Genomic DNA, 14,627 nt, shown 5'->3' on the forward strand with positions numbered 1-14,627 from the left:
CGGAGTTACGTCCATGGAAGTCGTACAAAAAGCCAACAAGCGGATGCCGGTTGCGACCATGCTCGATCCGAAGATCGTGTGGCCCGCGATCGGCTCGGCCTTCGTCAAGCTCGATCCGAGGGCAATGGCCAGGAATCCCGTGATGTTCGTGGTCGAAGTCGTCGCCACGCTGACGACCGTGATTTTTGTGCGCGATCTCATCACCGGCGCCCCCGACCTCGGTTTTGCCTTTCAGATCATCCTGTGGCTGTGGTTCACGGTGCTGTTCGCCAATTTCGCCGAAGCCGTCGCCGAAGGCCGCGGCAAGGCGCAAGCCGAATCGCTGCGCAAAACCCGCACTGAAAGCCAGGCCAAACTTCTGGCCGGATCGGGCAGGGACTATCGCCTCGTGCCGGGCACCAGCCTGAAGGTCGGCGATATCGTGCTGGTCGAGGCCGGCGACAACATTCCCTCCGACGGCGAAATCATCGAAGGCGTGGCCTCGGTGAATGAAGCCGCGATCACCGGCGAATCCGCGCCCGTGATCCGGGAATCCGGCGGCGACCGTTCGGCGGTGACCGGCGGCACGCAAGTATTATCGGACTGGATCCGCGTGCGCATCACGGCGGCGCAGGGCTCGACCTTTATCGATCGCATGATCAAGCTGGTCGAGGGCGCCGAGCGGCAGAAGACGCCGAACGAAATCGCGCTCAATATCCTGCTGGCGGGCCTCACCATCATCTTCGTGTTCGCGACGGTGACGATCCCGAGTTACGCCGCTTATGCCGGCGGGCAGATTTCGGTGATCATCCTGGTGGCGTTGTTCGTCACGCTGATTCCGACCACCATCGGTGCGTTGCTGTCGGCGATCGGCATTGCCGGCATGGACCGGCTGGTACGCTTCAATGTGCTCGCGATGTCGGGCCGCGCGGTCGAAGCCGCCGGCGACGTCGATACACTTCTGCTCGACAAGACGGGCACCATCACGCTCGGTAATCGCCAGGCGACGGCATTTCGTCCGATTCGCGGCGTTTCCGAACAGGAATTGGCGGATGCGGCGCAACTCGCTTCGCTCGCGGATGAGACCCCGGAAGGCCGCTCGATCGTGGTGCTGGCCAAGGAGAAATATGGCATCCGCGGCCGCGACATGGCCGAATTGTCGGCGACCTTCGTTCCGTTCACGGCGCAGACCCGCATGAGCGGCATCGATGCCGGCGGCTCCTCGGTCCGCAAAGGCGCGGTCGAAGCGATCCTGAATTATGTCGGCGGCGGAGTGGCCCAGGTCGCAGCCGGCAACACGGTTCGCGCTTTGCAGCCATCCTTGAACTCCGACGCCGCGCGCGAAATCGCCGCTATCTCCGACGAAATCTCCAAATCCGGTGGCACGCCGCTCGCCGTTGCGAGGGACGGTCGTCTGCTTGGCGTCATTCACCTGAAGGACATCGTCAAGGGCGGCATCCGCGAGCGCTTTGCGGAGCTGCGTCGCATGGGCATCCGAACCGTGATGATCACAGGCGATAATCCGATGACGGCAGCCGCGATCGCCGCGGAAGCCGGTGTCGATGATTTTCTGGCTCAGGCAACCCCCGAAGATAAACTGAAGTTGATCCGCGACGAGCAGGCTAACGGCAAGCTGGTGGCGATGTGCGGCGACGGCACCAACGATGCACCCGCGCTGGCGCAGGCTGACGTCGGCGTTGCCATGAATACCGGCACCCAGGCCGCGCGCGAAGCCGGCAACATGGTCGATCTCGACTCCAACCCGACCAAGCTGATCGAGGTTGTCGAGATCGGCAAGCAGTTGTTGATGACGCGGGGCGCGCTCACGACGTTCTCGATCGCCAACGACGTCGCCAAATATTTCGCGATCATCCCCGCGATGTTCCTGGCGTTCTACCCGCAACTGGCGGTGCTCAACGTCATGCATCTGGCGAGCCCGCAAAGTGCGATTCTGTCGGCGATCATCTTCAACGCGCTGATTATCGTGGCGCTGATTCCGCTGGCGCTGAAAGGCGTCGCCTATCGTCCCATTGGCGCCGGTGCGCTGCTGCGCCGTAACCTGCTGGTCTATGGGCTGGGCGGCATCATCATTCCCTTTATCGGCATCAAGGCGATCGACCTCGTCGTCGCCGCCTTGCATTTGGCCTAACTTCATCAGGAGAACGACTATGCTTAGAGAAATCCGCCCGGCGATCCTGATCTTGCTGCTGCTGACGCTGATCACGGGTCTCGCCTATCCGCTCGCGATGACGGAAGTTGCAGGCGCGATCTTTCCGACACAAGCGCAAGGCAGCCTGATCGAGCGCGACGGCAAGGTGGTCGGCTCCGCGCTGATCGGGCAGGAATTCAAGGACGACAAATATTTCCATGGCCGTCTGTCGGCAACGACCGCGCCGGACCCGGCCGATTCGAGCAAGACGGTGCCTGCGCCCTATAATGCCGCGAATTCCGGCGCCTCGAATCTGGGCCCGACAAGCAAGGCGCTCAGCGATCGGATCAAGGAAGACGTCGACAAATTGAAAGCGGAAAATCCGTCCGCCAGCGTCCCGATTGATCTCGTCACGACGTCGGCGAGCGGGCTCGATCCCGATATCTCGCCGGAAGGCGCGCTATTCCAGGTGCCGCGCGTGGCGAAGGTGAGGGGTATGGGGGAGGATCGCGTCCGTCAGCTGGTCGCCGAAAACACCTCCGGGCGTCTGATCGGCCTGTTCGGCGAGCCCAGGGTTAACGTTCTGGCGCTTAACCTTGCGCTGGACGCGGCTGCCAAGCCTTAGCTCCACTAGGCTAGGTGCGGCGTGAGGACTATATTATTGCTATGGTTCAGCAGCCGCGCCGTGATCCCGAACAACGCCCTTCGCCGGAAGCCCTGCTGGAAGCAGCGCGGCGCGAGAACAGCGAGGCCGGGCGGCTGAAGATCTTCGTCGGCGCCGCTCCAGGCGTCGGCAAGACCTACGAAATGCTGCAAAGCGCCCACGCCCGGCAGAAGGCTGGCGTCGATGTCGTGGTCGGCATCGTCGAGACCCACGGGCGGGTCGAGACCGAGGCGCTTTTGCACGGGCTCGAGGTGATTCCGCGCAAACGCATTGCCTACAAGGATCAGGTCATCGAGGAAATGGACCTCGATGCGCTGATCGCGCGCCGGCCGCGGCTCGCGCTGGTCGATGAGCTCGCCCACACCAACGCGCCGGGCAGCCGTCACCCCAAGCGCTATCTCGATGTCGAGGAGCTGTTGTCGCGCGGCATCGATGTCTACACCGCGGTCAACATCCAGCACATCGAAAGCCTCAACGACGTGGTCGCGCAGATCACGCATGTCCGGGTGCGCGAAACCGTGCCGGATTCGGTCTTCGACCGCGCCGACGGCATCGAGCTGATCGACCTCACGCCCGACGATCTCATCCAACGGCTGAAGGAAGGCAAGGTCTACGTTCCGAAACAGGCCGAGCGGGCGCTGGAGCATTATTTCTCGCCGGGCAATCTCACCGCGCTGCGTGAGCTGGCGCTGCGGCGGACCGCCGAACGCGTCGACGAGCAACTCCTCAACCACATGCAGGCCAATGCCATCGCCGGTCCCTGGGCGGCCGGTGAACGCATTCTCGTCTGTATCAGCGAGGACCCGCGCTCGGCCGGCCTTGTGCGCTACACCAAGCGGCTCGCCGACCGGCTGCACGCGCCTTGGACGGCCATGAACATCGAGACACGGCGCTCGTTGCGCCTCGGCGACGTGGAGCGCGACCGTTTGGCCGATACGTTGCGGCTGGCGGAAGCGCTCGGTGGCGAGGCGCTGACGATTCCGGCTGTCGGCCGGCGGATCGCTGACGACGTCATCGGCTTTGCCCAGACCAACAATATCACCCAGATCATCATCGGAAAGGCGTCACGGAGCTGGTGGTTCGAGTTGTCGCGGGGATCGGTCGTGCACGATCTGGTCCGCCGCGCCGGCAATATCAGCGTCAATGTAATCGCAGGCGAGGAGCTTGCCGCCGATCCGGTGCCGAAAAAGACCGTGCGCACGGCGGAGCGGCACGAGCCGTTCAACCCAATGCCGTATCTGATGTCGCTCCTGATCGTCGGCGTCGGCCTTGCCGCGGCTGAATTCATTCAGCCGATGTTCGGGATCGAGAATGTCGATCTGGTGTTTCTCACCGCGGTGGTGGGCGTTGCGGTTCGCTTCGGGCTGTGGCCGTCGCTGCTCGCCAGTGTCGCGGCCTCGCTTTGCTATAATTTCTTCTTTCTGCCGCCGATCTACACCTTCACCATCACCGATCCCACCAACGTCGCGGCGTTCTTCTTCTTCATGCTGATCGCCATTCTCGTCTCCAACGTTGCCGCGCGCGTGCGCACGCAGGCAGACTCCGCAATCGGCAGGATACGAACGACCGAACTGCTGTACGCCTTCAGCCGCAAGCTGGCCAGTACCGCCACGCTCGACGACGTGCTGTGGGCGAGCGCCTATCAGACCGCCCTGATGCTGAAGGTGCGCGTGGTGCTGCTGTTGCCGGAGAACGGCGTGCTGACGGTGAAGGCGGGCTATCCGCCCGAGGATCAGCTCGACAAGGCCGATCTCGCCGCCGCCAACTGGGCCTGGGGCAACGACCGGCCCGCGGGGCGCGGCTCGGATACGTTGCCCGGCGCCAAGCGGCTGTTTCTGCCGATGCGAACCGGGCGCGGGTTGATCGGCGTGATCGGTATCGACGACGACAAGGCCGGCCCGCTGCTGACGCCGGATCAACGCCGGCTGCTCGACGCGCTGGTCGATCAAAGCGCGCTTGCGATCGAACGTGTTTTGCTGGTCGAGGACATGGACCGTGTCAAACGCACCGTGGAATCGGATCGCCTGCGCTCGGCGCTATTGACCTCGATTTCGCACGATCTGAAAACGCCGCTGGCTTCGGTGCTTGGCGCGGCCTCCACCATGCGCGATCTCGCCGGCGGGCTTAACGAGGCCGAGAAGCGCGATCTGCTGGCGACCGTGATCGACGAATCCGAGCGGCTCAATCGTTTTATCGCCAATCTGCTCGACATGACCAAGCTCGAATCCGGCGCCATCAAGCCGAATACCGCGCGGCACGATATCGGCGAAATCGTCGGCAGCGCTCTGCGGCGCGCCAGCAAGATTCTCGTCCACCATAAAGTATCGCTCGAACTTGAGGCCGATCTGCCTATGCTCGAACTCGACGCCGTGCTGTTCGAACAGGCGTTGTTCAATTTGCTGGACAACGCCGCGAAATATGCGCCGCCCGAAACCACGGTCTCGATCAAGGGATGGCGGGACAGGAATTTTGTCACGCTTCAGATCCTCGACGAAGGCGATGGCATTCCGCAAAACGAACTGGAAAGTGTGTTCGATAAATTCTACCGCGCCCAGAAGGGCGATCACGTCCGCCCCGGCACCGGGCTGGGATTGGCGATTTCCCGCGGCTTCATCGAGGCGATGGGCGGCATGATCGCCGCCGACAATCGCCGCGATCGCAGCGGCGCCGTGTTGACGATCCGCCTGCCTGTACCGTCTTCGGCCTCAAACGTACTGGATACCGCCGCATGAGCGCGCCCCTCATCAAAGTCCTTGTCATCGACGACGAGCCGCCGATCCGCAAATTGCTCCGGATGGGGCTGAGTACGCAGGGCTACGAAATCCTGGAGGCCCCGAACGGCAAGACCGGACTTGAGCTGCTCGCCGAGGACCCGGCCTTGATCATTCTCGATCTCGGCCTGCCCGACATCCAGGGACATGACCTGTTGCGGATGATCCGCGGCCGCAACGACAGCGTTCCGATCGTGGTGCTGTCGAGCCGCGGTGATGAGGCGGGCAAGGTTCAGGCGCTCGATCTCGGCGCCGACGACTACCTGACCAAGCCGTTCGGCATGGATGAATTGCTGGCCCGCATGCGCGCGGCATTGCGTCATCAGTTGCAGGTCCATGGTGAACGCCCGGTATTTCGCAGCGGCGATCTCTCCGTCGATCTGGTGCGCCGCATCGTGAAGGTCGGCGAGCGCGAGGTCAAGCTATCGCCGAAGGAATACGATCTGCTGCGGGTCATGGTGCAGCATGCCGGCAAGGTGTTGACCCACCGGCTCTTGCTTAAGGAATTATGGGACGAGATGACGGACGCGCAATATCTGCGCGTCTATGTGCGGCAACTCCGGCAGAAGATCGAGACCGATCCCGAGCGTCCGCAATTCGTGCTGACCGAAACCGGCATCGGCTATCGCCTGCGGGCGCAGGATTGAACGCGGATTATCCGAGCCGCTATCGCCGGCTTTCGGCGACCCGGACAAGGCTGCGAACCCCGCCTTCTACGCCAAGGCACAGAATCCAGTAAAACAGGATCGCGCAGATGAAGCTCGCGAACGGTACGTAAAAGGTCGCCTGAATCTCGTTCGCGGCGTAAGTCAGTTCCTGCACCGTGATGATCACCAGGAACGCGCTGTCCTTGATGACCTGGATCATCTGGTTGCCGAGCATCGGCACCGCATCGAGGAAAACCGGCGGCAGAATGATGCGCGTCACCAGCTTCCAGCCATGAAATCCCAGGGCGCGCGCGGCCTCGTTCGCCTCAGCAGGCTGCGCCTTCCAGGATCCCCGCAGAAGCTCGGCGACATAGGCGGCGTTGTAGATGGTCAACGCGGTAACCCCGGCCGTCATGTTGCTGAAAGTGACGCCGAGCGACGGCAGACCATAATAAATCAGATAGCAGAGCAGCATGAAGGGGACCGCACGGATGAGATCGATAGCCGTCTTCATCGGACGGACGACGGAGCTTCGACCCTGAACCAGAAGCCAGAATGCGGCGAACCCCACTATGCCCGCGAGTACCGATGAAATGACGACGATCTGAAGCGTGAGCGCCAATCCGCTCAGCATCTGATCGCGCTGCGACCACACGATCTCGAAACCGTGGAAATTCATGCCGCGTTCCCGGCGAGTTGGCGATTCTCAAAGAGCCGCTGAGCCAGAACGAGGGCTCCGATGATGGCGAGGTAGATCAGAAGCGCGACCGTGAACGGCGGCAGCGGTTGATAGGTGCTGGCTCCGATGCGCACTGCCGCGCGCGTCACGTCCGCCACCCCGATCACCGCAATGGCGGGGCTGACCTTGATCAACAGGGTCATCTCGTTGACCAGTGCCGGCAGTGCCGATCGCACGAGCTGCGGCAGGATGATGTGCTGAAGACGCAGGTTGCGCCGCATCCCGAAAGCCTTTGCGGCATCAAGCTGGTCTTTCGGGAACGTTAGCAAAGCTCCGCGCCAGATCTCGCAATTGTAGGCCATCGAACCGAGCGCAAGGGTGGACACGGCTGCGACCACCCTCGGAAGTTCAATCCCCAAAACCGGCAGGGCAAAGTAAACAAGCAGCATCAGCGTCACGGATGGCGTGGCGCGCAGCAGGCTCACGAGAATTGCAACCAGCCCGTCGAGGCCTGGCACCTTGGCCCATCGGATAAGTGCCAGCATAAGCCCAAGCGGGCTGCCGAGAACGATCGCGATCGCCGAGATCGCGATCGTATTGCCCGCGCCGGCAAGCAGCGCGAGATAATCGACGGTCGTCATCAGATATTGGCTACAGGTGTTTCCGACATGCTTTCGAACGTCGTATCGAACCACTTTTTCTGGAGCGCATACATCGAGCCGTCTTTGCGTGCGCCAAGCAGGAAGTCGTTGAACACCTTCAGAAGGTCCGTATTGCCCTTTTGCACGGCCCAGGCGATGTAAGTGGGCTTGGAAACCGCCTCGCCGAGTTCGAAGACTGTCGGCCGCTCTTTCGCAACCGTCGCCAGACTGAGGAATGTGTTGACCACATAGTCGATGCGGCCGATCGAGAGGTCCTGATAGGCTTCGGGATAGCCTTGGTAAGTCACGATCTTGCCGAGCTTGCCGCCGGTTGTCTTCAGCATATCCTCAAGCTGCGGCAGCAGCTTCAGCATGGCGCTTCCGGCTTCGACGCCGAGCGGCTTGCCATCGAGATCCTTGATCGACGTGATCTTGGGGTCGCCCTTGCGCTTGAGATAGAAATCGACCGAGGCAGCGACCGGACTCGTGAAATCGAGGGCCTGGATGCGCTCGGGAGTGACAAGGATCGCGGTCACGGCCGCATCGTATTTCCCGTTGGTGACGCCCGGCAGAATGCCGGTCCACGGGATGATGTCCTGTCGGATTTCGAACCCGACCTTCTTCTTCAGCATCTCGAGCAGCTCTTGGTCATAGCCGGTCGCCACGCCATCCTTCATGAATTCGAAAGGCCGGTAGTCATCCTCGGTGGCGACCGTCATGAAGCCGCGCTTGGTGATGCCTGCAAGGGTTTCGGCGTGGCTCAAACGAGGCAGGCCAATGGCTGCGGCGGCCGAAGCGGCGGCCGTCAGTACGTGACGTCTGGTCAGGCCGGAATCGATCTTCGAAGGCATATTGATCTCCTATGACTAACGTTATGAACCACTCAAATCAGGCAAGGAATGTGCCATCTATGCCGCTGGCGCTCTCGCCGCCTTCGCTTGCACCATCGACGACCTCCCCGGCGCGATACCCTTCAGACGGCGGACTGAGTTGCAGCTTGGCGCGCAGCCTGGATCGTGGCCGCTTGATCGCGGTATCGCGCCCAGATCGAATCCAGATACTCCATCGAGACCGGATCGAGGTCCGTTTGAGGCTCGGGATCTCGACTCCAATGGCTATAGGTGTCGACGCCGGCGACCGGCATGGCTGAGCGGGGACCAAGTGTCGAGCGGACGTGGGCGGCCATGTAGAAGAACGCCACTCCGATGCGCCGGTCGTCCGAGCGGTTTGGCAGCGAGTCATGCGCGGTGCGTTCGTGGTGTAATGAGAACTGTCCGGGCCTAAGCGGCATTTCAACCGCGAGGCTGTCGTCAATTCCACGCAGCGACTGGCCCCGCGCCAGTAGATTATTGGCATCGTAGGTTTCGTCGTGGACCAGATCCGGGCCGGTGTGACTTCCAGGTAGGACCCGCAGGCAGCCGCTTTCGGAAGTTGCCGGCGACAATGCTACCCATGCCGTGACGCTGTCGTGAGGGTCGAGTCCGTAATAGGCCGAGTCCTGATGCCAGGAGACGAAGCGTATGTCGTGCGCATTCTTGGCGAAGGCCGACGATCCGAACAGCAGCAGGTCGGGCCCAAGAAGCGACTGCACGGCCTTGACGATGGCCAGATGGCGGGCAAGCTCGCACATCCAGGGGAAAGCCAGGTGGGCCTTGATCTTGAGACGCTTGTTGACCTCCTCGCCGGACTGGGTCTCGTAAGCTTCGATCCGCGTGCGCAGCGCTGCGGCGTCAGTGGCGGAAATTGCGTCGAGCGGAAAGAGGTAGCCATTGGTTCGGAAAAAATCGACTTGTTGCTGCGTCAGTTGCGAACCCATCCGTCGCTCCCCTATTTCGATACTGCGCGTATCGTTTCTATGATAACAGCGGCTGTCAATGTCGAATTTTGTGCAGATTCCAGTTCCGGGGGACGTCAGGTCCGATGATTGATTTTGCGAAGAAAAAGCGGGCGGCGGCGAAGCCCGTGACCCGCGCACGCATCGGAAGGCCGCGCGATGAAGCAGCGCGTGCCGCAATCTTGAGGTCGGCCAACGCCATTCTCGAAAAGAAGGGGATCGCCGGCTTCACCATCGAAGCGGTCGCCGCGCGTGCAGGGGTTGCCAAAACCACAATCTACCGTTGGTGGCCCAGCAAGGGGTCGCTCGCGATGGCGGGCTTTCTGGCCGAGACGGCGCCGAAGATCTCTTACCCAAACAGCGGCTCGGCGGTGGCCGACCTGACCAGCCAATTGCGGCGGGTCGCAGCCGTCTACGGCGGCAAGACCGGGCGTGTGCTAGCAGCGATCCTTGCTGAGGGTCAACGCGACCCGAATACGATGGCGGCCTTTATCGAGGGCTATGCACGCCCGCGCCGTGAGGAGGCCAAAGCCATCTTGAGGGCCGGGGTTGAGCGCGGCGAACTGCGGGCGGAGATCGACCTTGAAGCGACACTCGATGCGCTTTACGGACCGATCTATTATCGCCTGCTCGTTCCGCTAACGCCACTCGAGCCCGAATGGGTTGAGAAGATGGCGACCCATGTCTTTTTCGGACTTCTGACCTCGAAGCGGCGTCAGCAGCGGGCTTCCAGCTAATTCGATACGAGCGATTTGCCGCAATCTCTCGTATTAGGCTCCTCGGAACAGACATGAGCAGTAGGAACCTATCCTAACTTGACGAGGTGTTTTGCCGCGCGTGCTGCAGCATCGATGTAGTTCCGACCGCCATGGATCAGCGTCAGCGACATCGCGCCTTCCGTCAACAAGACGATTTCCCGCGCGTGCTGCTGGGGCTTTGGTACCCGCGCCTTCGCCAGCTTGGCGGCCAACCACGCTTCGGTTTCGGCCTTGGCTTGCTTTGCAATCGCGCGGGCCGGGTGACCGGGCAGATCGGCAAGCTCAACGACGAGCCGGGTGAATCCCGATCCCGACCAACGCGGCGTCGTGCTTGCCCATCCGACGAGTTGCCCAAAGTAGGAATCGATCAGTCCGTCCCGGTCGGCAGGCATCCGATCGCCGATGCGTTTGAGTCTTTCGGCGGCGAGTTCACGATAATGAACCAGCACCGCGGCAAGCAGATCGTCCTTGCTGCGGAAGTGGGCGTAAACCGTCCGCTTCGTCACCTCAGCGCGTTCGGCGATACCATCAATGCTGGTGCGGGTGAACCCGGAGCGCCAGAAAGATTGATAGGCAGCATCGACTATCCGGCTCCGCGTCTCAGTGCTTTTTAGCCGCATGTTTGGCCGCCATCCCTAAAGTATACTGGGCAGTACGTTTACAGGTTTCGTTCAACCTGAAAAAGTCTTCGCCTGCGATTAACCTGTTTGCGCTGGGCCACCGCGCGAACCAGAGCTATCCGAAATGACCGGTACCTTTGCCTCAAAGCGCAACCGCAATTCTGTTCGCAGGCTAAATCAGAGCAAGGTACCGCCTGCCGCCGCCATCCGTGAGGCACTGATCGGTGTTCTCACATATGGAGCCCATCAATGAAAAGCGCCACCTGCATTGCGGAATTGCGCGATATTGCCTCACGCAAGGTACCGCGAGCGTTTTTCGATTATGTCTGCGCAGGCTCCTACGAAGAAGAGACGCTCCGGGAAAACGTAGACGATCTGCGGAAGATCAAGCTTCGTCAGCGCGTGCTGGTTGACATGAGCGGTCGGGATCTTACCACCACAGCTCTCGGTAAAAAAATCTCCTTGCCGATCGCGCTGGCGCCGGTGGCGTTGACCGGGCTGCAATACGGTAACGGAGAAATCCTTGCCGCACAGGCAGCGCACGAGGCCGGCATACCTTTTACGCTGAGTACGATGTCAATATGCTCGATCGAGCAGGTAGCCAAAGCGACCGGAAAGCCGTTCTGGTTTCAGCTCTATATGATGCGGGATCGTGGCTTCATCGCGGAATTGATTGGCCGTGCCAAGGCCGCCGGCTGCAGCGCGCTGGTCCTTACCGTCGATCTTCAGGTTCTGGGTCAACGGCATTGTGACGTACGGAATGGCTTGTCCGTTCCACCTGAACTCAGGCTCAGCAACGTTCTCGACATGGCGACCAAGCCGGCGTGGATTCTGAGTATGCTGAAGAGCAAGAGTAGAACATTTGGCAATCTTGCAGGTCACGTGAAGGGTATGCAGGATGTCAAATCCCTGGCGGAGTGGACGGCAACTCAGTTCGATCAGGCACTGAGCTGGAACGACATCGAGTGGGTCAAGGGTCAGTGGCCCGGGAAACTTATCCTGAAGGGAATTCTCGATATTCAAGACGCCAAGCTTGCGGTTAAATCCGGGGCCGACGCAATCGTGGTCTCCAACCATGGAGGCCGGCAGCTCGACGGAGCTTCATCGTCGATCTCGATTCTCCCTGCGATAGTCGATGCCGTAGGGTCCGGGATCGAGACCATGTTTGACGGAGGGATCCGAACCGGCATGGACATCATGCGTGCACTCGCGCTGGGCGCGAAGATTTGCCTGGTAGGCCGGTCGTATGCATGGGGTGTGGGAGCGGGCGGCAAAGAGGGTGCCACCAAAGCCATCGACATTCTTGCCAAGGAGTTGGACGTAACGATGGCTCTTTGCGGCTACAAGCGTGTGGTCGATGTCGATCGGCATGCGGTCGAACGCTTCAGTCATGGCCAACCGCCCGGAACGTGGACATGATGCGCATCGCATTCACGCTTGCCTTGAGCCTTTTGGTGGCTCCAGTAGTTTGCAGCAATACCCCGACTGCCCAAGAGGTTAAAGCGCCATCGCCCAGTGTCTGTGGCGCACCCCAAGCTCTCGATGACGGGTGGCAGACCGACGCGCCGGAGTCGCAAGGTTTTGATGGCTCGCGCCTGTGTGTGGTGGCTGACAGGCTAGAGGAAGCAGATGACGTGCACGGCATTGTCGTCGCGCGCCATGGCGTTGCCGCGCTCAACATGCGCTGCAGCGCGCGAATAGCTTTTACGTGCGAGGCTGCGGGTGCGTCAGACGCCCGGATTCGAATTAGCCGATGTCCAGATAGTGTGTCGCGAGACGCAATCTGTAGTATAAGGGTTATCTCTATTAAACTGTCATACCTGTCGTGTGGAGGAAATAGGGATGCCGCGCATGCGTACCGTGATCGCTATCGTTCTCCTTGGCGGGCTTCAATGTTTGATCGCCCCTGCGGGATTTGCAGCGGACGGAGAATCGGGGGAGGCGGCCTGGCCCACCAAGGCGTGGTCGGTTTCGACTCCCGAAGAGCAGGGGATGCAATCCGGCGCGCTGGCCCGGCTGGTGGAAACCGTCGGAAGCTATCCGCAGGACAGTTTGCTGATCGTTCGTCACGGCAAGATCGTGCTCGATGCCTATTATGCGCCCTATCAGCCCAACGTCACGCATGACCTGAGGTCGGTGACGAAGAGTGTCGTCAGCACGCTCACGGCCATCGAAATCAGGAACGGTCAACTCGAAAGCGTAGATCATCCCGTGATCGATCTGTTCCCCGACAAGCCGATTCAAAACATCGATGAGAACAAGAAAGCGATGACCGTGCAGCATCTGCTGGACATGACCTCGGGCATCGAGTGGACGGAGAAGGCCTACACGCCGGACGAAGCGGTGATGCGGATGTATCAGGCGCCGGACCGTACCGCATTCGTGCTGAACCAGCCGATGTCGAGTACTCCGGGCGCCAAATTTTACTACAACAGCGGCAATCCGTATGTGCTGTCGGCCTTGATTACCGCGAAGACCGGGCAAAACGCGCTGGATTTTGCAAAGAAGGAATTGTTTGGCCCATTGGGAATTACGAGCGCCAGGTGGGGCGGGGTCGATGCCCAGGGCGTGACGGATGGCGAAGCCGGGCTCTCGCTGGCGCCACACGATATGGCGAGATTTGGCTATCTCTACCTTCATAACGGGATGTGGGAAGGCAAGCAGATCATCCCGTCCTCTTGGGTGGATCGGGCGCGGTTGGGGAAGGTTGCTGCGACCTTCGGATTTCGATATGCGAATTTGTGGTGGTCGTTGCCCGAAAAGGGAGCCTACATGGGCCTTGGCCGCCATTCCCAGCTGATCATGGTGCTTCCAAAATTGGATATCGTTGTCGCCATGACCGGCGTCCTGCGGGACGACCAGCACTATCCGACGAGCCGGTTGATCGATGACATCGTGGGCGCAGTCAAATCCGACCAGCCGCTGCCTCCCGACCCGATCGCGCAGTCTCTCCTGACGGCCTCGATTGGTCAGGCAGCAACCGAGCGGCCATCGCCGCTTGGCGAAGCGCCCGAACTGGCAAAGCAAATTTCTGGAAAGACCTATCAGTTGGATAGCAACACCCTGAAGGTAAAGACCTTCAGCTTGAACCTGACCGATCCGGATCCCTCGTGGGTCATCACGACCGAAACCGGCAAGCCGGAGCGGCCCACGGCGCAATTTTCAGGGCTGCTTGGACTTGACGGAGTCTTTCGCAAAAGCCCGCCGGCGGCGTACGGCATCAACGCCACCAAAGGGCGTTGGGTGAATGAGCGCGCCTTTATGATCGAGCGCCGGATATTGGGATTTAGCCAGATGCAGTTTTGGACGCTCACCTTTGATGCCAACCAGGTCGACATTCATTTTGAAAACACCGACGGCACCAGGGCAGAGTTGCACGGGGAAACCAAGGACTGAAAAGAGGACTGATCGAACCGCTCGCTATCGAGCGGGAACCATCTTCCTCGGCGCCGATTAGTTCCGTGCCAGTGTGGCGGTTCAGAAGTCCGCATCGGTGGCGCCGCGAGTTGGACATGCGGACTTCTGAACCAAGGCCATACTAGATCTAAAAATTAGCTAGTGTCCCTTCGATTCCGAAGTTCGAAACAGGGCTCTGCAAAATACGACGAACTTCGGAATCGAGGCACTCGTGGGAGAAAAATCATGGCACGCAAAGCACGGAAGTATTCGAAGAAGGCGTCAAGCACGGTCGAACGCGCAATGAAAAAGCGCAAGGCCGGCACCTTGAAGAGCGGCCGCTCCGGCCGCACGGTCAAGAGCCGCAAGCAGGCGATCGCGATCGGCCTTTCCGAGGCGCGGGCCGCGGGCGCGAAGGTGCCGAAGAAAAGTGCGAAGCGAGGACGGAAAGCCAAGAAGCGAAAGGCGAGACGATAGGCGATGGCATCC

At 60.8% G+C, this 14,627-nt stretch carries 13 protein-coding genes; 8 read left to right on the top strand and 5 right to left on the bottom strand.

From position 1 onward, the window contains the following. Window positions 1-13 precede the first annotated feature (13 nt). From kdpB to ABSE61_RS12130, 4 genes are read left to right on the top strand one after another with little or no spacing between them, the layout of a single operon-like run. Window positions 14-2,128, top strand: coding sequence for a potassium-transporting ATPase subunit KdpB (gene kdpB, locus ABSE61_RS12115; RefSeq protein ID WP_423871346.1), 2,115 nt, complete (start codon window positions 14-16; stop codon window positions 2,126-2,128). Window positions 2,129-2,147: 19 nt separating this feature from the next. Further along, window positions 2,148-2,753, top strand: coding sequence for a K(+)-transporting ATPase subunit C (locus tag ABSE61_RS12120; protein WP_423871347.1), 606 nt, complete (start codon window positions 2,148-2,150; stop codon window positions 2,751-2,753). A gap of 41 nt (window positions 2,754-2,794) precedes the next feature. Continuing rightward, a complete protein-coding gene (locus tag ABSE61_RS12125; RefSeq protein ID WP_423871348.1) occupies window positions 2,795-5,524 on the top strand; it encodes a DUF4118 domain-containing protein in 2,730 nt (909 codons plus the stop codon). Beyond that, window positions 5,521-6,210: a response regulator gene (locus tag ABSE61_RS12130; protein WP_423871349.1), complete on the top strand. Its 690-nt coding sequence runs from the start codon at window positions 5,521-5,523 to the stop codon at window positions 6,208-6,210. Before ABSE61_RS12125 ends, ABSE61_RS12130 begins: the two co-directional genes overlap by 4 nt. Before the next feature lie 19 nt (window positions 6,211-6,229). Here the strand turns inward: ABSE61_RS12130 and ABSE61_RS12135 are convergent, their stop codons facing one another. The 4 genes from ABSE61_RS12135 to ABSE61_RS12150 form a co-directional block, all read right to left on the bottom strand. Next, window positions 6,230-6,889, bottom strand: a complete 660-nt coding sequence (locus ABSE61_RS12135; RefSeq protein WP_423871350.1) for an amino acid ABC transporter permease — start codon at window positions 6,887-6,889, stop codon at window positions 6,230-6,232. After that, window positions 6,886-7,530: an amino acid ABC transporter permease gene (locus ABSE61_RS12140; RefSeq protein WP_423871351.1), complete on the bottom strand. Its 645-nt coding sequence runs from the start codon at window positions 7,528-7,530 to the stop codon at window positions 6,886-6,888. Before ABSE61_RS12140 ends, ABSE61_RS12135 begins: the two co-directional genes overlap by 4 nt. After that, complete coding sequence (locus ABSE61_RS12145) at window positions 7,530-8,381, bottom strand: transporter substrate-binding domain-containing protein (RefSeq protein WP_423871352.1); 852 nt, start codon at window positions 8,379-8,381, stop codon at window positions 7,530-7,532. Before ABSE61_RS12145 ends, ABSE61_RS12140 begins: the two co-directional genes overlap by 1 nt. 122 nt (window positions 8,382-8,503) lie before the next feature. Then, window positions 8,504-9,346: a phytanoyl-CoA dioxygenase family protein gene (locus ABSE61_RS12150; protein WP_423871353.1), complete on the bottom strand. Its 843-nt coding sequence runs from the start codon at window positions 9,344-9,346 to the stop codon at window positions 8,504-8,506. A 104-nt stretch (window positions 9,347-9,450) separates the two neighbouring features. Here ABSE61_RS12150 and ABSE61_RS12155 point away from each other — a divergent pair, with 104 nt between their 5' ends. Beyond that, window positions 9,451-10,101 (top strand): TetR/AcrR family transcriptional regulator, encoded by a 651-nt coding sequence (locus ABSE61_RS12155; protein WP_423871354.1) that lies wholly within the window; start codon window positions 9,451-9,453, stop codon window positions 10,099-10,101. Between the two features lie 68 nt (window positions 10,102-10,169). Here ABSE61_RS12155 and ABSE61_RS12160 read toward each other — a convergent pair whose 3' ends face one another. Continuing rightward, window positions 10,170-10,742, bottom strand: coding sequence for a TetR/AcrR family transcriptional regulator (locus ABSE61_RS12160; RefSeq protein WP_423871355.1), 573 nt, complete (start codon window positions 10,740-10,742; stop codon window positions 10,170-10,172). Between the two features lie 249 nt (window positions 10,743-10,991). Between ABSE61_RS12160 and ABSE61_RS12165 the strand changes: the two genes are divergently transcribed. The 3 genes from ABSE61_RS12165 to ABSE61_RS12175 all read left to right on the top strand — a co-directional run bounded on the left by ABSE61_RS12165 (window position 10,992) and on the right by ABSE61_RS12175 (window position 14,615). Beyond that, window positions 10,992-12,161: an alpha-hydroxy acid oxidase gene (locus tag ABSE61_RS12165; RefSeq protein ID WP_423871356.1), complete on the top strand. Its 1,170-nt coding sequence runs from the start codon at window positions 10,992-10,994 to the stop codon at window positions 12,159-12,161. Between the two features lie 423 nt (window positions 12,162-12,584). After that, window positions 12,585-14,138, top strand: a complete 1,554-nt coding sequence (locus tag ABSE61_RS12170) for a serine hydrolase domain-containing protein (protein ID WP_423871357.1) — start codon at window positions 12,585-12,587, stop codon at window positions 14,136-14,138. Window positions 14,139-14,384: 246 nt separating this feature from the next. Continuing rightward, on the top strand, window positions 14,385-14,615 hold the full coding sequence (locus ABSE61_RS12175) for a DUF6496 domain-containing protein (RefSeq protein WP_423871358.1): 231 nt from the start codon (window positions 14,385-14,387) through the stop codon (window positions 14,613-14,615). Window positions 14,616-14,627 lie beyond the last annotated feature (12 nt).

It is taken from the genome of Bradyrhizobium sp., assembly GCF_049519115.1.
GTDB lineage: Bacteria > Pseudomonadota > Alphaproteobacteria > Rhizobiales > Xanthobacteraceae > Bradyrhizobium.